The sequence below is a fragment of the Orenia metallireducens genome (assembly GCF_003001995.1).
In the GTDB taxonomy this organism is placed as follows: Bacteria; Bacillota; Halanaerobiia; order Halobacteroidales; family Halobacteroidaceae; genus Orenia; species Orenia metallireducens_B.
On sequence record NZ_PVNB01000008.1, the window covers coordinates 108,008 to 128,643 of the forward strand.

Below are 20,636 nucleotides of genomic sequence, written 5' to 3' on the forward strand. Positions count from 1 at the left end.
TAAGCAGTTATGAGTAAGCACTCTTGTTACTCCGTTATTTATTACTGTACTTTAAAGGAGGGTTTAAAATGAGAATAGCAGATATTAAGCGAGAGACCAGTGAAACAGAGATCTCTTTAAAGATAAATTTAGATGGTAGTGGAAACTCTAATATTGATACCCCTGTTCCTTTTTTAAATCACATGCTAGATTTATTTACTAGACATGGTCTTTTTGATTTGGACTTGGAGGCTAAGGGGGATGTTGAGATAGATGACCATCATACTGTAGAGGATATTGGAATTGTGTTAGGGCAGGCCATCAAAAAAGCCATTGGAGATAAGGCGGGAATTAATCGCTATGGGAGCGAGTTTGTTCCAATGGATGATGCTCTAGTTCATATAGCCTTGGACTTAAGTGGGAGGTATTATTTAAATTGCGAGGTAGATGGACTAAAGGATAAGGTGGGAGAGTTTGATACAGAGCTAGTAGAGGAGTTCTTTAGAGCAGTAGCCTTTAATTTAGGTCTTAACCTACATATTAGAAAGCTAGCAGGTTATAACACCCATCACATTATTGAGGGTATCTTTAAAGCCTTTGGCAGATCATTATCGAAGGCTGTAGCTATGAATGAGAGGATTACAGGGGTAATGTCAACGAAAGGAAAACTGTAATAGCTATTAGCTACTAGCTAATAGCTAAGTGAGGTGATAAAATGATTGCAATTATAGATTACGGGATGGGTAATTTAAGAAGTGTACAAAAGAGCTTTGAGAAGGTTGGCTATCAAGCGAAGATAACCGATAAGAAAGAGGAGTTGCTTGATGCAGTTGGAGTTGTGCTGCCTGGAGTAGGTGCTTTTAAGGATGCGATGAAGAACCTGCAAGAGCTGGATTTGATAGATACGATCTATCAAGTAGTTGAGGAAGGAAAACCTTTTTTAGGAATCTGTTTAGGGTTTCAATTACTATTTAGTGAGAGTGACGAGTTTGGTCATACTAAAGGCTTAGATATCGTTTCAGGCTCAGTTAAGAAGTTTCCTGATACGTTGGGACTTAAGATTCCCCATATGGGCTGGAACCAATTGAATCTTAAACAAGATAATAGAATTTATGATGGATTAGCTGATGGAGAGTTCCAATACTTTGTCCATTCCTATTATGTTGAAACAGAGGATGAAGAGGTAATAGGTGCTACAAGTGATTATGGGATTGAGTTTGTAGCAAGTATTGCTAAGGATAATGTCTATGGTGCTCAATTCCACCCAGAGAAAAGTAGTGATAAGGGCTTGCAGATTCTTAAAAACTTTGGAAAAATAGTTGAGGAGGTAGAATAGGTGGAAGTTATACCAGCAATAGATATTCGTAATGGAAATTGTGTCCGTTTATATAAAGGTGATTTTGAGCAGGAGACTGTGTATGGTGACCCAATTGAGATGGCTAGATTATGGGCAAGTAAAGGGGCTAGCCGTTTACATATCGTTGATTTAGATGGCGCTTTAGATGGTAAGCCTACTAATTTGGAGTTGATTTCTAAAATTGTTAAAGAGGTCGAGATTCCAGTACAGGTTGGTGGTGGAATCAGAACTATGGAGATTATCAAGAGTTATTTATCAGTTGGAGTGGATAGAGTAATTATTGGTACGGCTGCGATTGAGAATCCAGAGTTGGTTGTGGAAGGAATTAAAGAGTTTGGTGCTGAGAGAATTGTAGTAGGTATTGATGCTAAGAATAATTATGTAGCTACTGAAGGGTGGTTAGAGACCTCTGATACTACTGTTATCGATTTAGGTAAAGCAATGAAAGATAGAGGTGTAGAATGGGTAGTCTTTACTGATATTAGTAAGGATGGTACTTTAACAGGACCAAATATTGAGAGTACTCAAAGCTTGGCGAAAGAGACAGGCTTAAAGGTCATCGCCTCTGGAGGGGTATCTAAATTAGAGGATATCAAGAACTTAAAGAAAATAGAAGGTGATGGAGTAGTAGGTGTGATTACAGGAAAAGCAATCTATACCGATAGTTTAGATCTAGAAGAAGCGATTGAATTGGCTAACAGCTAATAGCTACTAGCCAAATGAAAGGAGTGATTTTATGTTAGCAAAGCGGATTATCCCTTGCCTTGATGTAGATAAAGGCAGGGTAGTTAAAGGGGTTAATTTTGTCGATATTCGTGATGCAGGAGATCCTGTAGAGTTGGCTGCTTTTTATGATAAAGAGGGTGCTGATGAGTTAGTCTTTTTAGATATTACAGCCTCTAGTGATAAGCGTAAGACGATGGTTGATGTAGTTAAAAGGACTGCTGAAAAGGTATTTATTCCTTTTACTATAGGTGGAGGAATTAGAACGACTGAAGATATGAGAGAGCTATTAAAGGCAGGAGCTGATAAGATATCGATCAACTCAGCAGCGGTGAAGAACCCTGAGTTGATTAGAGAAGGTGCTCAAAAGTTTGGGAGCCAATGTATAGTAGTAGCTATAGATGCTAAAAAAAGAGGTACCTCTTGGGAAGTCTTTGTCCATGGGGGAAGAACAGCAACAGGAATCGATGTAATCGATTGGGCTAAACAGATCGAAGAATTAGGTGGAGGCGAGATTCTTTTAACCAGTATGGATGGTGATGGTACTAAAGATGGCTATGATAATGAGCTAAATAAAGCAGTATCAGAGGCTGTCAATATTCCTGTGATTGCATCAGGAGGAGCAGGAAATTTAGAGCATATTAAAGAAGCTTTTACAATAGGGCAAGCTGATGCAGCACTGGCAGCATCGATCTTCCATTTTAAAGAGTATACAATAGAAGAAGCTAAGCAATATTTAAAGAAAGAGGGGGTTAATGTTAGATGTCTATCAAAAATTTAAAGTTTGATGAGAAGGGTTTGATTCCTGCTATCATCCAAGATGCAGAGACAAAAGAGGTTTTGATGATGGCTTATATGAATGAAGAATCTTTAAAGAATACAATTAGGACAGGTAGAACCTGTTTTTGGAGTAGAAGCCGCCAAGAGTTATGGTGGAAAGGAGAGACTTCAGGTCATATTCAAGAGGTTGTAGAGATAGATTATGATTGTGATGGTGATACTTTATTATTGAAAGTTAATCAGAGTGGTGGAGCTTGTCATACAGGGCATAAATCTTGTTTCTATCGTGGAATTAAACGGGAGAAAGATGCAGAGAAGGTATTTGATCCTAAGGAGGTTTATAAAAAATCTTTAGATTCAGATATATTAGATGAATTGTATGAAGTTATTAAGGATAGAAAAGAGAATCCAAAGGAAGGTTCCTATACTTCATCACTATATAAGAAAGGTGAGAATTCCTTCTTAAAGAAGATAGGAGAAGAGGCTACAGAAGTAGTAATGGCTGCTAAAGAGAAGGATCAAGGTGAGATTATTTATGAGGTAGCTGATTTAGTCTATCACTTGATGGTGATGATGGTCTATTATGGTGTTGACTTAAAGGAGATATATCAAGAGTTGGAAGATAGAAGATAGGAAAAATTCGATCGAGAATTTTTCCCCTGTGAGTTTCAAGAAACTCTCCATGATCATAAAGTTTCTCAAAAACATGAAACTTTATATCTCAGCACGAAGAGTCCAAAGGACTCGAAGGGAAAAGGACTTAGAGTTCAAATCTGAAATTTAGAGAGAAAGTCTATAATTAAGGATATAGTCAAAGGATTAAGATAGGAAAAATTCGATCAGAAATTTTTCCTAGTTGCTTAACATTATACTTATACTAAAATTATATTAATTACTTTAAAAAGCTGTCTGTTTAAGATGGCTTTTATCTTATTTTAGTTCTTAAAAACTACATATTTCCTTAATATTATTAATAAATTTTACTTTTTGGATAAATTTTTTAATTAACTAGGAAGGAATTAATAGATTAAATCACGAATTATTAAGTTAAAAGAATCTATAAAAAAGAATTACCAAAGATATTTAGTAATATAAGATAGCGGATAGAATAAAGGATATGAATAAGGAATAAATTTTTTATAAAATAAATCCTTATCTTATGAAAGGAGGAGACATTATGTCAGAGGAAACAGGGCAAATTATTGTTTTCGATATAGGGGAAGAGAAGTTTGGTGTTAAAATCACCGAGGTACATGAGATTATCCGTATGAAGAAGATAACTGAGCTTCCAATCAATTCTCCTTATATAGCTGGAATTATCAACTTACGAGGGGATATTATTTCAGTTATTGACTTAAGAAAGAGGTTTGGGATAGAGGATATAGTTGAAGATGATAATACTAGAATTATTGTTGTAGAATTTGAAGGTCAAAATGTAGGATTAATTGTAGATGCTGTATCTGAGGTGTTACATATTGATGAGAGTAAGGTAGATGTTCCACCTCGTAGTATGTCTGGAATTAAGAATGACTATATTAGAGGAATTATTAAAGTAGGAGAGCATATAGTTATCTTGTTAGAATTAGCTAACTTATTAAAATCAAAAGAAAAGATTGAATTGGATAAAGAATCATAGTAATAAATTTATTTAGGAAGGGGGAATTTGATTATGGATATGAGTGATTTTAAAGAGTTATATGCTAGTGAATCTAGAGAGCATTTAGATCTGTTAAATGATGCACTATTGACTTTAGAGAATAATCCTAATGATATGGAAATGATAAATGAAGCTTTTAGAGCAGCACATACCTTAAAGGGTATGGCGGGAACTATGGGCTTTGACAATGTTAGCGAGTTAGCTCATGCTATGGAGAATGTTATGGACTTGATTAGAGATGAGACTTTAGCTGTTAATACTGAGGTTATTAATTTACTCTTTAAAGCAGTTGATATGTTAGAGCTATTAAGTAGTAGTCCTGAAGAGACTAGTGGATTAGATACACTAATCAAGGAATTAAAAGCATACTCCCAAGGTGATGTAGTAGTAGAGAAGCCAGCTAATACTACAGCTAATCTAAAGCAAGATAATGACTTTAACTTGACCCAAGAAGAGATAGAGATGACTCAAAATGCCCATGGCCATCCAATGACTATCAGAGTTAAATTAGAAGAAGATTGTGTCTTTAAATCTTTAAGAGCAGATATGGTCTTAGATGCTTTAGAAGAGCATGGAGAGTTGATTAAGGCAAATCCTGAAATAGAGAAGATTAAAAATGAGGAGTTTGAGCATACCTTCTACGTCTTGTTCTCAACTAAAGATGATAAAGATATAATCTATAATTCCTTAAATAGTGTCTCTGAGGTTGAAGAGGTAGAGATTAACCTTATTGAAGATATAACTGAATTATTAATCAAAGAGGATACTAAGCCTAAAGAAGAGAGTAAAACTACTAGTGAAGATAATGAAAAGAAGAAGCCTAAAGCAGCCACATTATCTAAGCGTCTAAAATCCAATAATACAATCAGGGTAGATGTAGAGCGTTTAGATTCTTTAATGAATTTAGTTGCAGAGCTAGTTATTAAGCGGACTCAGGTTGAATCTGTTGGTAGAAGCTATAATCTAGATGAATTGAACAAGAAATTAAAACCATTAAGTAAGGTAACTACTGAATTACAGAATGCTGTAATGGAGATGAGAATGGTTCCAATCAGCTTGGTGTTCAATCGCTTTCCTAGGTTAGTTAGAGACTTATCCCAAGAATTAGATAAGAATATTAATTTAGTAATTGAAGGTGAAGATACAGAGTTAGATAGAACTATTATTGATGAGATTGGAGATCCATTAGTCCATATGATCCGTAATTCTATAGACCATGGTGTTGAAAGTCCAGCTAAAAGAGAAGCAGCTGGAAAGGATCCAGTTGGTTTAGTTAGATTGTCAGCCTTCCATGAAGGTAATAATGTTGTAATTCAAATTCAAGATGATGGAAATGGAATTGACCCTGAATTTATTGGAAATATGGCAGTAGAAAAAGGTGTTATTTCCCAATCCGAATTAGAAACTATGAGTGATAATGAGATAATAAAATTGATTTTTGCTGCAGGATTTAGTACTGCAGCTAAAGTAAGTGATGTGTCAGGTCGTGGAGTAGGAATGGATGTTGTAAAGAATAAGATAGAGTCTTTAAGTGGTTCTGTTGATATTACTTCACAAGTTGGTAAAGGTTCTATCTTTACTATTAAATTACCATTGACATTATCTATCATTCAAGGTTTCTTGACTAAAGTAGCAAATCAAGAGTATGTAATTCCATTAGAATCTATTCAAGAAATTGTAGATGTCAATTTAGATGAGATTCAAACTATTAGAAAAGAGAAGGTTATTCACCGTAGAGGGTCTGTAATCCCATTAATCTCTTTACGCAATAAGTTAAATAAAGCAGAATTAGCAGAGAAAAGAACTGAAATTCCTACAGTTATTGTTGAAGTAGGAGATGAAAATTATGGTTTAATGGTGGACTCTATTATTGGTCAACAAGAGGTAGTAATCAAGCGAATTAATGATTTATCCGAGAATCTTCAAAAGATTGCTGGTGGAGCTATCTTAGGTGATGGTAGTATTGCTTTAATTATCAATGTAGAGGAAATTACAACAGGTTAGGAGGGGAATCATCTTGTCGAAGTCTGTATTGATTGTTGATGATGCACAATTTATGCGCACAATGTTGGGAAAATTAATTGAAGAGAATGGCTATGAGGTAGCTGGAGAAGCTATTAATGGTGAAGAAGCTATACAGAAATACATGGATTTATCCCCAGATTTGGTAACGATGGATATTACTATGCCTAAGATGGATGGTGTTGAGGCTACTAAACAGATTCTTGCCTTCAACCCTGAAGCCAAAGTAGTCATGTGTAGTGCTATGGGTCAAAAGCCAATGGTAGTAGAATCTTTAAAAGCAGGAGCAAAGGACTTTATAGTAAAACCTATTAAACCAAACAAAGTAAAGGATGCTCTAAAGAATATTCTAGGTTAAAGTTATTTATGAATTACGAAAGGTTTCTGTGAAACCTGTAGGAAGGACTTTATAGTAAAACCTATTAAACCAAACAAAGTAAAAGATACTTTAAAGAACATTCTAAGTTAATAGATTTTAGCTATAGAGGTTTTTTCAGAATTTAATTATATAAAAATCTTTAGAGGCTTTGGATTTAGTTTATTATAATACTAAGCCACAGGTTTAAACCTGTGGCTTAGTAGAAATAGTTAAATTATTAAACTTATTTTTCATGTTTTATATATTAGAAGGCTTAGTTTATACCTAAAAGAGAGTTTAAGATTAGGTTGATTCTTTCTTAACTGTTCAATCAGTAACTTGATTAGATATAGATTAAGCCTAGAAATTATACTATCAATATTACTATATTTGAAATTTAATTAGATCAATTATTTTATCTTAAAATAGTCATATATAGATCAGGATTTTAGAGGTGTAGCAGATAGCTTCTAAAGTCTTTTAAAAATGTTTAGAGAGAAATTTCTCTTTAATGGGGGTGTCGATTTGGCTTCACAATTAGGAATATCGAGACCAATTAAAGTGTTAGTAGTTGATGATTCTGCTTTTATGAGAAAAGTTGTCAGTGAAATGCTAGAAGAAGCAGATGATATAGAGGTTATCGATAAAGCAAGAAATGGAATAGATGCTTTGCGTAAGATTGAAACTGATGAACCTGATGTAATTACTTTAGATGTAGAGATGCCTAAGATGGATGGATTGGAATTTCTGCAGAAGTTACCAGAGTTAATTGGAAAGAATATTCCAGTTATTATGTTAAGCAGTTTAACTACCAAGCAGAGCAAGACTACAATTAAAGCTTTAGAATTAGGGGCAATTGATTTTGTTGCTAAGCCTTCTGGAAGTATCTCTTTAGATATAGATCAAGTTAAACAAGAGTTGATTGAAAAGGTAAGGATAGCAGCAGGAGCTAAATCTAAATTAGCAAAAATTTCTAAGACTTTCTCAAGAACACTAAAACCAGTGAAAAAGAGAGTAATTAGTACTAAGAAAATAACTGCTAAACCTTCAATATCAACTAGAGCTACTGGTCTTACAAAGCTAGTAGTTATAGGTTCTTCGACTGGAGGGCCTAGAGCTTTAAAAGAAGTGGTAACATTATTACCTGAAGATTTAGATGCTGCAGTTTTAATCGTTCAGCATATGCCTCCAGGTTTTACTACTTCTCTAGCCCAAAGGTTGGATAAATTATCTGATATTAGAGTTAAAGAAGCGGCAGAAGGAGATCGATTAGAGAAGGGGCTTGCTTTATTAGCTCCAGGAGATTATCATATGACCATCGAAAATGGGCAGGTTAAATTGAACCAGAATCCAAAGGTTCATAATGTTCGTCCTGCTGTCGATGTGACCATGGAGTCTATTGCTTATGACTATAATTCTAATACTGTTGGAGTTATCTTAACTGGTATGGGTAAAGATGGAGCAGAAGGTATGAAGTTGATTAGAGATAATGGTGGTAAGACTATAGGTCAAGATGAAGAGACCTGTGTAGTCTATGGTATGCCTAAAGTAGCTTATGAGATAGGTGGAGTAGAGGTGGTTAAGCCTATTGATAGGATTGCTGAGGAGATTGTTAGAATGGTAAATTCATAATATAGATAAAGAGGAGATAGTCACTGCTATCTCCTCTTTTTTTATTTTAGTCTTATTATTTTTATCTTTTAATGGATATATTGCGATACTTTAGTAATCAGTAATGAGTGGCGGGTAACAGGTAATAAGTAAGTTCTTTACTAGTTACTCGTTACTCATTACTGTATTTATTACTCTTTTTCTAATCTAGGTACTCTAATAATCTTCACAAACTCATCATTATTGAGTTTTGCCTGAGAGTACATAGCACCTAAGCGTTTGGTCTCTGTAATATCGCTAACCTCTATTTCGACTATCTCTCCATTATCACTGACTAAGATGATTTTATCATCGGTCTTAGCAGTTAGAATTTCCAATAATTTATATTTATCATTGGACATAGTCTTTAATCCTTTTCCATTTCTCTTCTGCAGAGTATAATCTTCAACTGGGCTTGCTTTTCCACGTCCTTCTTTGGTAATAGAAAGGACTAATGAAGAATCTTCAATTATATTAAAGCTAATGACCTTATCACCTTCATCTAAGTTAATTCCTTTACTACCTTTGGTATTACGTCCAGTATCAGTGATCTCTTCTTCCTTGAAGTGGATAGTATAGCCTTCTTTAGTACCTAATAAGATTTCTTGCTGGCCATTGCTAACGGCAGCGCCAATTACTTCATCACCTTCATTTAAATTGATTGCCTTAATAGATGAGATACTACTTTCATATTCTTCACCTTTGGTCTTTTTAACTAAGCCATCTTTAGTAGCAAGCATAATATAGTTCTCTTTAGCGTAATCATTTAGCATAATAACTCCAACAATATGTTCATCCATCGGTAACTTTAAGTATTGATTCAATGGGTCACCAGTAGACAAGCCATGATGTTCTGGGATCTCATGGGATGTAATACTATAAGCCTGTCCTTTATCGGTAAAGAATAAGATTTGGTCTAAGTTTCTTCCAGTTACTATATTGCTGATGAAGTCATTTTTAGCAGAGCGAACATTATCTAGACTATCTGTTTTCTTAATATAATTGCGATAGGAGAGGGAGATAACTACATCTTTATCCTTAATTAAATCCTCCTTCTCAATTTCGGCTTTAGAGTCATCGGCTAATATCTTAGTCTTACGTTTATCACCATACTTTTCTTTAATTTCTAGTAGTTCATCTTTAACGATATTATCTAGAATATCATTATTGTTTAGAATTGATTTTAGATAGTTAATCTTCTCCCGAATCTCTGCTAAATCCCCTTCTAATTTATCAATTTCTAAGCTGACTAGGCGCTGCAATCTCATATTTAAGATAGCTTCTGCTTGTTTTTTGGTTACTTCTAGTTCCTTTTTTAGATTTCTTTTGGCTTCTGGGGTAGATTTAGAGCTTCTAATAACTTTGATTACCTTATCCAAGTTATCGGTAGCTTTTTTAAGCCCAATTAAGATATGCTCTCTAGCTTGTGCCTTTTCTAATTGATGTTTAGCCCTTCTAGTAATTACTTCTCTTCTAAAGTCTAAGAAGTGTTCTAATATCTTCTTAATATTCATAACCTTTGGTTGTTGGTCTACCAAAGCTAACATGTTAATTCTCATATTAGATTGTAAGGAGGTATACTTATATAAGCGATTTAAGATTATCTCTGGATTTGCTTTCTTCTTCAATTCAATTACAATTCTAAGTCCTTCCCGATCACTCTCATCACGAATATCACTGATATTATCAATTTTTCCTTTTTTAACGGTATCAGCCATCTCTTCAATCAATTTAGCCTTACTTAATTGATAAGGTATTTCAGTAATGATGATACTTTGCTTACCTCGACCTTCATCTTCAATCTTACTTCTACCACGAATGGTTATCTTACCTGTTCCAGTGGTATAAGCTGTCTTGATTCCATCGTTTCCAACAATAATACCTCCAGTAGGGAAGTCAGGTCCTGGAATGGTCTTCATCAGATCTTTAATACTGATCTCTTGATTATTTAATAGTTGAATTAAGCCATCGATAACCTCTGATAGGTTATGGGGTGGGATATTTGTACTCATTCCAACAGCAATTCCGTTAGACCCATTAATCAATAGGTTAGGAAGGCGTGATGGTAATACACTAGGCTCTTCTAAACTACTATCAAAGTTAGGAATAAAATCAACGGTATTTTCTTCAATATCCTGAAGTAAATCTTCTGAGATAGGTGCTAAACGGGCTTCAGTATAACGCATAGCCGCTGCACTATCACCATCAATTGAGCCAAAGTTTCCATGTCCATCAATTAATATATATCTTTGGTTGAAATTTTGAGCCATTCTAACCATAGCATTATAAACTGAGGCATCACCATGAGGGTGATATTTACCTAATACTTCCCCGACGATACGTGCCGATTTTCTATGGGGTTTATCAGGAACTAGCCCCAATTTCTTAGTTGCATATAGGATTCTTCTATGTACTGGTTTAAGTCCATCTCTAACATCAGGTAGAGCACGGTCTATAATAACACTTAACGAGTAGTTCAAATAGGAATTACGCATTTTGTCTTCAATAGCTACAGGTGTAATCTGTTTGTCTTTCATATCTATCTTCTCCCTTCAAAATTCTATTTTTAGTTGATAATTATTTACATATTTCTTTAGTAGCAAACAGTTAAAATCAATCAGTTAATTGCATCAAAGAGGTTTATGAAGTATAATTGATTATATAATCAATTATTAATACTCTAGATAAGCTAGTAGTAATTATAAAATCCTATGAAATATATCAAATTTGCTGATTGACAGTATTTATTATATCATTAAATTATAATTTGTAAAATAAATTACGCTTAACTCCTAACTACTAGTCATCACTCATCACTGTATTTTTAGAATAATATTTATTTAAATTGATTAATTTAGATATAAATAGGGTCAAATCAAGACTTATTATAGCTAATAGTTGCTATCAATTGATTAATGTGCTATTATAATAAATGTAATCATGATTTTTTACAAAAGATGGAAGTTGAAAGAGGTGTTAATATAATATGGCAGTAAATAGTCAATACAATGCAGAACAGATTCAAGTTTTAGAAGGTCTAGAGGCTGTTAGAAAGAGGCCAGGAATGTATATTGGCTCTACTGGAACTAAAGGATTGCATCATCTCGTTTGGGAGATAGTTGATAATAGTATAGATGAGTTTTTGGCAGGCCATGGAACTAAGATAGATATCACTATTGGGATAGGTGAAACGATAACTGTCCGAGATTATGGTCGTGGGATTCCAGTAGATATTCATCCTAAAAAGGGTTTACCAGCAGCTCAACTGGTATTAACTACCCTTCATGCAGGTGGTAAGTTTGATGGGGCTGGTTATAAAGTATCTGGTGGTTTACATGGGGTAGGTGTTTCAGTAGTAAATGCCTTATCAGAATGGCTTGAACTGGAGATATATCGTGATGGTCATGTGTATCGCCAAAGGTATGAGCGAGGGGTTCCAGTTACTGAGTTTGAAAAAGGTGAGAAGACTAAAGAGACAGGAACTCAGATTACCTTCAAACCTGATGAAAAGATTTTTGATGAACTTAATTTTAAATTTGAGACTTTAAGCACTAGATTACAGGAGTCTGCTTTCTTAAATAAGAATTTAGAAATAAATTTGCTTGATGAAAGAAGGTCAGAGGATAAGCAAGAGACTTTCTGCTATAGTGGTGGTCTGGAGGAGTTTGTTAAATATTTAAATGAAAGTCAAGATCCTTTGACTGAGGATATAGTTTATATTGAAGAAGAGCTTGATGATACTTATGTGGAGGTTGCCTTCCAATATAATAAGAGTTATAATGAAAGAATTTATACCTTTGCTAACAATATCAATACCCATGATGGTGGATACCATCTAACAGGGTTTAAAGCAGCTATCACCAAGGCTTTTAATAATTATGCTAAAGATAATAATCTTTTAAAGAAGAATGATCCAGCATTATCTGGTCGAGATTTACGGGAAGGATTAACAGCTGTAGTCAGTGTTAAGTTAACTGATCCACAATTTGAAGGGCAGACTAAGACTAAGCTAGGAAATAGTGAGATTAGAAGCACTGTAGAGAAGGTGGTTTATGAGTATCTCCGTTATTATTTGGATGTCAATCCAGCTACGGCTAAGAGTGTAGTCGAGAAGGCTTTAGAAGCAGTTAGAGCTCGTAAGGCAGCTAAAAAAGCTAGAGAGTTGACTAGAAGAAAAGGGGTTTTAAATAATAATTCCTTACCTGGTAAACTTTCGGATTGTAGTAGCCGCAAACCAGAAGAATGTGAGTTATACTTAGTAGAGGGTGACTCTGCTGGTGGTTCTGCAAAACAAGGGCGTAACCGTAAGTTTCAAGCCATCTTACCTTTAAAGGGTAAGATTATGAATGTAGAGCGGGCTAGGCTGACTAAGATTTTAAAGAGTAATGAGATTGCAACGGTTGTAACGGCTTTAGGTGCAGGGATTGGTGAAGAGTTTGACCTCAGTAAATTGAGATATCATAAGATTATTATTATGACCGACGCCGATGTTGATGGTGCTCATATCTGTACTTTAATTTTAACTCTATTCTACCGTTATATGCCTGAATTGATTGAAGCAGGTCATGTATATATCGCTCAGCCTCCTTTGTATAAGGTGACTTATAGTAAAAAGGAGAAGTATCTCTATACAGATAAGCAGTTAGAGAGATATATGGCTGATAAGGATAGAACCAAAGTGACTATTCAACGTTATAAAGGTTTAGGGGAGATGAATCCAGGTCAGCTCTGGAGCACTACAATGAATCCAGCCAATCGTAAGCTACAGAAGGTAGAGGTTGAGGATGAGATAATGGCTGATGATATTTTTAATCGTTTGATGGGTTCTAAGGCAAGACTGAGAAGAGAGTTTATTATGAAGAATGCTGATTTAGCTGATAATATTGATATATAAGGGGGAGTAGTCCGAGGTTTCGGACTACTTCTTTTTATATATTTGATAAAATCAAATATGATTTATACTTTTAGGTAATAGGTATTTTATGGATTGTTTGAGAGATTCTACTTCACCATAGTATAGGTTTCCCTATAGGCTACCTACCTTTTTCCCATAGATGAAAAAATAGGCAAAAAATCATTTAAAAAGATGGGGAAAACGCTATGTCTATCTAAGGAATATTGGTTTGGATTCTAGTTTTGGTAGCTATCTAAGATTGGGAGAGGACTCAAAGACCGCTTTCGTTTCTTTAAGAGATTAAAAGATAAAATAAGCTTGATTGTAAAATCAAAGAATAAAAACAACTCAATTAAACCTGTACCTTAGAATACTCTAAGGTACAGGTTTTTTGGTATACTGATCTAATTATACAATTTCCTAAAATTTAACAGATAATTATAACGGTCAATCTTTATTATAGAAACAGGAAACCCCCAATACTTTATAGAACTCAATAAAATAACTAACAATTATAATCACTAAAAGGTGGTGCAAAGTTTGCAACTAAATTACATTGATTATTCCACAAATCTTTTTCAAGAAGTAATAGATAACACTAAGGCTAAGGTCTATGTCTTTGATAATAATCAGAATAAGATTCAAGCTAAGAAGTATTATCAGCAACCTTTCTTAGCTCAATCAAGTCTCTTTTTAACAATCTCAGAACTAAAAGAGAAAGTATTTACGAGTGATAAACTAGTGTTAAAAGAGGAGAAGCTGACTCTTATTTTTTATGAGTTATTAACCAAGAAAGATAAAGAGAAGCTAAAGGTAAATACTTACTATGATATCATTGATTTGTCGGCAGAGTACTTTAACTTTTATCAGGAATTGAATGAGTATAACATAGATATGATTGATAATTTAGCAGGCTGGCAGTTGGAAAAGTATCAACTTTTTGAAGAGTTAAGAGCAAGGTATATTGCTAAGCTAGAGAAACTAGCTTATACCGATAGAACTCTAGTCTATGATTTTGATAACTTCAATCCTATCTTCCTAGCTGACTATCAAGAGCTAGTTTTTGTTAATCTCCTAGAGAGTACCCCTAAAGAAAGGGAGTTAATCTCTAGATTAGCAGAGGAAGGTAAAGAGGTTAGTATTTATAATCAAATTGCCAAAGAGGATTATAACGAAGAGCAGTTGAAGCTGACTGATATGATTTTACCTGATAGTTTAGAGCAGAAGGTAGAGCTTTATCAGAGTAGTGAAGAGTTTTTACAGCTAGTAAATGCTCTTGCTAAGCTGAATCAAAGTGAAGAAGATTATCTGATTTTAGACGGTAACTTTGCTAATAGTAATTATCATAACTTATTATCGGCACAAAAGGTTAAGGTGGATCAGGATAGCTCCTTTACTAACAGTAATTTATATAGATTTTTGGATGCTTTACATAGTTTATTAAAGACTGCTGATCTAAGTAAAGGAAGATTGAAATTAAGTATGGAGGCTTTATTAGCTGCTAGTTATTTAAAGGTTTTTAGAGCTTACTATGACTTAACAGAGCTTGATCTTAAGAATTTAGTCGATTTAGCTCAAGCTGATTATGTCTATTTTGATGAGAGCTTATGCCTTGAAGGATTAGAGCAGTTTAAAGTAATCATAGATGAAATCAAGATGATAAGTAAATTAAGTACTTTAGGAGAATATATTAGCTTTCTAGAGGGTTTAGACAAAGATAAATTAGTTGAAGATAAATACAAGAATACTATTAGCCAATACTTTGGAGCTTTAGCAGAGCTTAATTCAATTGAAGAGATGAATTTAGTCAGCTCCTGGAATAAGTATTTTAAGAATAGTTCTGAAGGATTATTTAGGTTAATTCTAAATTATTTAAGATTTAAAAAGATAAAATCACTAGATAATAATGAAGAGAGTAGAGTTGAAATTAAGGATTTATTAATCAGTAGCTTTGCTAATCATAATAGAATAATTATGCTAAATATCAATGAAGGGGTTATTCCTACTTTAAGCTCTAGTAACTTCTTATTAACAGAAGAGCAGAGGAGTAAGTTAGGTTTAAGGACAGTTGAAGAGATTAGATTAAAGGAGAAGTATCTCTTCTTTAGGCATATCTTCAGCTCTCAAGATGTTATTATCTATGCAATTGAGAATCAAGATAAGAATATAGATTCTAGCTCGTTTTTAGAGGAATTGAGATTAAAGTATAATCTTCCCTTACAATCAGTTGAATTGAATGAGAAGCATTATCCTACAATAATTGATAGTATATTTGCTAGTAGTAATAATTCTCTAAAGGATAGATTGGACATTACTCATAGGCAACAGGATAGCTTAAAGCTAGAGGCAGCTGACTTTGAAGGTCAATTATCGCTATCTTATTATAAAGCGACTACTTTGAGTAGCTGCCACTATTGCTTCTTTTTAGAGCATATTGCCAAATTATCGGAAGAAAGGGTAGAGTTTGAGAAGAAGATCAGCCCTAAGGTGATTGGGATAATAGTCCATGAAGTTTTTGAAACGATAATTAATAATTACGGCAATCAGATAATGATCAATAATGGGAGTTTAGATGAGGGAATAATTACAGCTACCTTAAAGCTGAAGCTACAAGCCTATGAATTAAAGCTCCCTAATTATTATCAGAAGTACTATCATAAGGTCTTATTTAAATTGATTGCAGGTTCTATTAAAGGATTTTTTGAGAAATTAAAGAGAAAAGTTCCTAATATCAGGCAAATAGATAGCGAATGGAGTCTAGATAGAGAAGAAAGAAGAGTCTTTTTAGACCATCAAAAAGCCAAGGTCTATCTAAATGGGAGGTTAGATTTAATCCTAGAGGATGAAAATAATCAGAAGTATATTATAGATTACAAGACTGGTAGTAGTAGCCAAGAGCAATTAGACTTCTACTCATTATTATATAACCCTGACTTTGAATCAGATGAGATTATTCAGAAGAGTATCTATAATGTGATGAAAGAGAGCTTTGAAGATGGAAAAGTAAACTCTGAAGAGGAGTTTGCTCAGAAGTTACAAGCCTTATTACAAGACTTTTTGGATAGCAAGGAGTATAGTAATCAGTATAAATACTATTGTAATAATTGTAGTTATAGTGAGATCTGTAAGGTGGTGCTAAAGTGATAAATATCTTAAAGGCAAGTGCAGGAACAGGCAAGACCTATCGATTATCCTTAGAATATCTAGCTGCTTTATTAAGAGGGGAAGACTTTGAAGAGATAGTTGTGATGACCTTTACTAGAAAGGCAACAGCTGAGATAAGAGAGAGAGTACTAGCCCATATTGAGGATATCTTGGAGCGAGAAGAGAAGAGTGAAGTATTTGATAGTCTAAAGGAGATTTATGAAGGGTTTGAGTTGGATTTGAATCTCTTAAGAGAGGTTTATCAAAGAATGTTGGAGAACAAGGATAAGGTTAGAATCTATACTATAGATAGCTTTATTAATAATATCTTCAAGAAGGCAATAGCACCCTATTTAGATATCTATACTTATGAGATTATAGAGGATGATCAGAATACTGAGACAATTGAAGGGATATTCAAAGAGATTCTTGATAATCGAGAGTATTTTACACTGATGGAGAAGTTTTTAAAGGATAATACTGAACGTGATGTAGATAACTATATTGGATTAATTAAGAATCTAATCGATGAGAGATGGAAGTTTCTATTGATAAAGCCAAGTAATAGATCAGCAAGAGCAGTAGGTAATTTAGTTAGTCTTTTTGAGCAGTGTCTAGATACTTTAGAAGAGATAGCAATAGATAGAGGTAAGGAGCTATCACCTGCTTTTTTGAAGAAGGATTTCAAGGATTACTTGAATTTAAGTAGTGTGGAGGATAAAGAAGAATACATTATTAGAAACTATAAAGTTTTTATTAAGAACGAATTCTGGAATGGTAGTAAGACTCGGGCTAAGGCTGTGGCTGAGCTGCTAGAAGAGTTAAGGGGAAGCTATGAGGTCTTTAGAGAGAATTTAGCCTCTTATATCTATAATACAGAGATGATCTCTTATGAGCAAGAGGTATTTAACTTTTCAAAGATGATCTTTGCTATTTATGACAAGATTAAATTTAAGGAGAAGAGCTTTACCCATTCAGATATAAGCAACTATACCTACCATTATTTTTATCAAGAGGAGCTGAGTTTATTAGAGGGCAAAGTAGTTAGTGATTATTTCTTTGAACTGCTAGGAACAGAGGTTAAGACTCTATTTATAGATGAATTTCAAGATACTAGTGTCTTGCAGTGGAAGATATTAAAGCCTTTAATTGATAAATGTCAGCATGTAATTGCTGTTGGTGATGAAAAGCAGTCAATCTATGGTTGGCGTGGTGGAGAGAAAAAGCTTTTCGCTAAATTAGATCAAATCTTAGATGGAACCAGTGAATCTTTAAGTACTTGTTATAGGAGTGAAAAGGAGATTATCAGCTTCGTCAATCCTTTCTTCAAAGGAATCTATGATAATTGGTATTATGAAGATGTCAAACATTTGGCTAAAAAGGATGGCGGTTATGTCCAGATGCTACTTGGAGGTAATAGCCTTTTAATCAATACTGAGACCAAAGTCTTTCAGAAATTAAGTAAAACTGAACAACAGCAGGCTCTAGAGTTTAATGATAAGGTAATAGTAAATTTGAAGGAAGAAATAGCAGAGAGTATCCAGGAGAAACTAGTTAATTATCAAAAGATAGCTATTTTAGCTAGAGGGAATAATGATTTAGCAGAGATTGCCCGTGAATTGGATAAGCTTGATATCCCTTATATCCTAGAAAGTAAGGATAGTTTAATTGACCATCAAGCAGTCAAACCTATCTATGCCTTATTGAGTTATCTACTTTACAATGATTATTTTCAACTATTAAGGTTTTTAAGAAGTGATTTAATCAACCTAAATAATCAAGGCTTAAAGTACCTACTGAGAAATAAAGAGCTTGTCGAAGGGTATTTAAGAGGTGAAGAGAGCACTATAGAGTTAAGTGATTTAGGTCAGTTGTTAGCAGAGATTAGAGGTTTGAAGTTATTAGACTTTAATAAGTTGAGCAATTATCTGATTGAAGGCTGTGGATTATTAGATACTTATCAGGGAAATACTGGAGCTTTAAAGAATCTTTACTCCTTTTTTAAACTGATGAAAGACTTTAATTATTTAAAGGAGTTTATGGATTATCTAGGAGAAAATAAGGACAGTCAAGAGCTAAAGCAAGTTGGGGCTAAGGAGAGTAATGCTGTTAAGTTAATGACTATCCACAAATCTAAAGGGCTATCCTTTGAAACAGAGTTCTTTTATTGGAAGCCAAGCTCTAGTAGAGGAAATAATGGGGATCAGTTAGAGGTATACTTAAATTTTGATGATAAATTTGAACATGTAGAGGATTATCTATTAAGCAACTCCAAATACAATTCTCTCTTTGAATATTTAGGCTATGATTTTTATCAACAGGCTCAAGAAAAAGAATTTGTAGAAGAGATTAATAATATTTATGTAGCTCTAACTAGACCAGAAAGAAATCTATTTATCTATCTAGAAGCACCCTGTAAGTTCAATGAGAAGAATAATGAGAATGACTATTGGAAGGATAAGTCTTATAAGCTTTATGAGGATGCTATCTTAGCTGGAATGAGAGTGAATTCTTTACAGGAATTAATTGAAGCCAAGAGTATAGGGGTGCTAAGTCAAGCTAGAGTGGCAGAAGAGAAGAAAAATATTAAAGTAGCTAAGTTAAGAGATTATTTTGCTTTGGTGGAGGATATAGTAGAGGAAGATAATGAACTGGATAAAGATTTAGACTTAAATAAAGAGCTAAAGAGAGTAGAAGGGTTAGCAATCCATTATTATCTAGAGCATATTAAATACAATACTACTGTTGAAAAGGAGTATGCTCAGAGCATGGTTTTAGCAAAGTATGGTAATATGCTGGGAGGAGCTAAGATAGTAGATTTATTTAAGAGAGTTGATGATTTTATCAGTAGCCATTGTGAATACTTTGCTGAGAAGTGGGAAGTCTTTACTGAATATGAGCTAGAAGCTAATCATCAGCTTCATAGAATTGATAGGTTGATGGTTGACAGAGCTAATAAAGAGATTATGATACTTGATTATAAGAGTGGAGATACAAAGCAAGAGAGTCAATTAGAGAGGTATCAAAGGATTATAAGGAAAAAATTAGGCAGGGAGTATGAGATTAAAGCAGAGTTTTTAGAGCTTTAGTCTGTTTGATCAAGTTTGATGACTATAGCCAAATAAACTCTACAAGCTATTACTAAAAGTAATAGCTAATATTTTATAAATTGAATTTATATTAGATTTTATAATCAATTTCAAGATTTTAACTGATTAGTAGCAAAGATGTTATCTTTTCAGGAAGGACTAAATTAAAATAGACAGAATAAATATAATAATCGTTATCAATATCAAATCAAAAGGTAATTATATAGTTATTTTATAAATTCAATAACTAAACCTTAAGAAAAGTTAAAAGAGTCAAACAATGACTTACAGCAGTTTGCTTATACTATCTCTCATGATATGAAGGAACCTTTGGGGATGGTTAGTAGTTATCTAAAGTTGCTAGAGAGAAGGTATCGGGATAACTTAGATCAGGATGCTAAGGAGTTTATTAGTTTTGCTGTTGATGGTGCTCAATTTGATTAATGAATTGTTAAAGTATTTTAGAGTTAATACCAGAGGAAAGGAGTTTATAGAGATAGATTGTAATGAGATTGTAGAGAAGGTTATGAGAGATTTACAACTTCTAATTGAAGAAAATAACTGTAAAATTAGTTATGATAAGCTTCCAAAGGTATGTGGAGATGAGAAACAATTAAAGCAGCTATTTCAAAATCTAATTACAAATGGAATTAAATTCAATGATAAAGAGCAAGCAGAGATTGATAGTCAAGTTCAAACAGATCAGAAGGTCTGGAGATTTTCAGTCTCAGATAATGGGATTGGTATTGAAAATGAATATCAAAAATAGATATTTGAGATGTTTAGACGACTTCACACAAAAGAGGAGTACGAAGGAACAGGAATGGGACTTGCAATCTGTAAACGAATCATAGAACGCCATGGTGGAGAGATATGTGTAGAGTCTATACTAGGAGAAGGAACTAGCTTTTATTTTACCTTACCTCGTAATTGTAGAGTATATTCTGATATAAATAAAGGGGAATAAAAGTAGAAGGAGGCTT

Annotated in this window: 14 protein-coding genes and 1 pseudogene; 14 read left to right on the forward strand and 1 reads right to left on the reverse strand. The window is 33.7% G+C overall.

Annotated features, from left to right (window positions below):
- The first annotated feature begins 68 nt into the window (after window positions 1-68).
- From hisB to BX659_RS07815, 9 genes are all read left to right on the forward strand, one after another.
- The gene (hisB, locus tag BX659_RS07770; RefSeq protein ID WP_097017551.1) at window positions 69-653 is read left to right on the forward strand and encodes an imidazoleglycerol-phosphate dehydratase HisB; all 585 of its coding nucleotides are present in this window, start codon (window positions 69-71) and stop codon (window positions 651-653) included.
- 41 nt (window positions 654-694) lie between these two features.
- Window positions 695-1,315 carry an imidazole glycerol phosphate synthase subunit HisH gene (hisH, locus tag BX659_RS07775; RefSeq protein WP_097017552.1) on the forward strand — a complete coding sequence of 207 codons (621 nt, stop codon included), beginning with the start codon at window positions 695-697 and terminating at the stop codon, window positions 1,313-1,315.
- A complete protein-coding gene (gene hisA, locus BX659_RS07780) occupies window positions 1,316-2,041 on the forward strand; it encodes a 1-(5-phosphoribosyl)-5-[(5-phosphoribosylamino)methylideneamino]imidazole-4-carboxamide isomerase (RefSeq protein WP_097017553.1) in 726 nt (241 codons plus the stop codon). It begins immediately after the preceding gene.
- 31 nt (window positions 2,042-2,072) lie between these two features.
- Complete coding sequence (gene hisF, locus BX659_RS07785; protein WP_097017554.1) at window positions 2,073-2,840, forward strand: imidazole glycerol phosphate synthase subunit HisF; 768 nt, start codon at window positions 2,073-2,075, stop codon at window positions 2,838-2,840.
- The gene (hisIE, locus tag BX659_RS07790; RefSeq protein ID WP_097017555.1) at window positions 2,822-3,472 is read left to right on the forward strand and encodes a bifunctional phosphoribosyl-AMP cyclohydrolase/phosphoribosyl-ATP diphosphatase HisIE; all 651 of its coding nucleotides are present in this window, start codon (window positions 2,822-2,824) and stop codon (window positions 3,470-3,472) included. The genes hisF and hisIE overlap by 19 nt, the downstream gene beginning before the upstream one ends.
- 544 nt (window positions 3,473-4,016) lie before the next feature.
- Window positions 4,017-4,475, forward strand: a complete 459-nt coding sequence (locus tag BX659_RS07795) for a chemotaxis protein CheW (protein ID WP_097017556.1) — start codon at window positions 4,017-4,019, stop codon at window positions 4,473-4,475.
- A 33-nt stretch (window positions 4,476-4,508) separates the two neighbouring features.
- Window positions 4,509-6,500: a chemotaxis protein CheA gene (locus tag BX659_RS07800; protein WP_097017557.1), complete on the forward strand. Its 1,992-nt coding sequence runs from the start codon at window positions 4,509-4,511 to the stop codon at window positions 6,498-6,500.
- Window positions 6,501-6,513: 13 nt separating this feature from the next.
- Window positions 6,514-6,876 carry a response regulator gene (locus BX659_RS07805; RefSeq protein WP_097017558.1) on the forward strand — a complete coding sequence of 121 codons (363 nt, stop codon included), beginning with the start codon at window positions 6,514-6,516 and terminating at the stop codon, window positions 6,874-6,876.
- Between the two features lie 486 nt (window positions 6,877-7,362).
- Window positions 7,363-8,508: a protein-glutamate methylesterase/protein-glutamine glutaminase gene (locus BX659_RS07815; RefSeq protein ID WP_097017559.1), complete on the forward strand. Its 1,146-nt coding sequence runs from the start codon at window positions 7,363-7,365 to the stop codon at window positions 8,506-8,508.
- A gap of 170 nt (window positions 8,509-8,678) precedes the next feature.
- Here the strand turns inward: BX659_RS07815 and gyrA are convergent, their stop codons facing one another.
- The gene (gene gyrA / locus BX659_RS07820) at window positions 8,679-11,063 is read right to left on the reverse strand and encodes a DNA gyrase subunit A (protein WP_097017560.1); all 2,385 of its coding nucleotides are present in this window, start codon (window positions 11,061-11,063) and stop codon (window positions 8,679-8,681) included.
- A 449-nt stretch (window positions 11,064-11,512) separates the two neighbouring features.
- On the opposite strand from gyrA, the gene gyrB reads away from it, so the two are divergent.
- The 5 genes and pseudogenes from gyrB (at window position 11,513) to BX659_RS19420 (ending at window position 20,620) form a co-directional block, all read left to right on the forward strand.
- Window positions 11,513-13,420: a DNA topoisomerase (ATP-hydrolyzing) subunit B gene (gene gyrB, locus BX659_RS07825; protein WP_097017561.1), complete on the forward strand. Its 1,908-nt coding sequence runs from the start codon at window positions 11,513-11,515 to the stop codon at window positions 13,418-13,420.
- A 540-nt stretch (window positions 13,421-13,960) separates the two neighbouring features.
- On the forward strand, window positions 13,961-16,564 hold the full coding sequence (locus BX659_RS07830; RefSeq protein ID WP_097017562.1) for a PD-(D/E)XK nuclease family protein: 2,604 nt from the start codon (window positions 13,961-13,963) through the stop codon (window positions 16,562-16,564).
- Entirely contained in the window at window positions 16,561-19,653 is a 3,093-nt protein-coding gene (locus BX659_RS07835) for a UvrD-helicase domain-containing protein (RefSeq protein ID WP_097017563.1), read from the forward strand. Before BX659_RS07830 ends, BX659_RS07835 begins: the two co-directional genes overlap by 4 nt.
- Window positions 19,654-19,971: 318 nt before the next feature.
- The gene (locus BX659_RS18810) at window positions 19,972-20,097 is read left to right on the forward strand and encodes a hypothetical protein (protein WP_143786659.1); all 126 of its coding nucleotides are present in this window, start codon (window positions 19,972-19,974) and stop codon (window positions 20,095-20,097) included.
- Window positions 20,098-20,179: 82 nt separating this feature from the next.
- A pseudogene (locus BX659_RS19420) lies at window positions 20,180-20,620 on the forward strand (sensor histidine kinase).
- Window positions 20,621-20,636 lie beyond the last annotated feature (16 nt).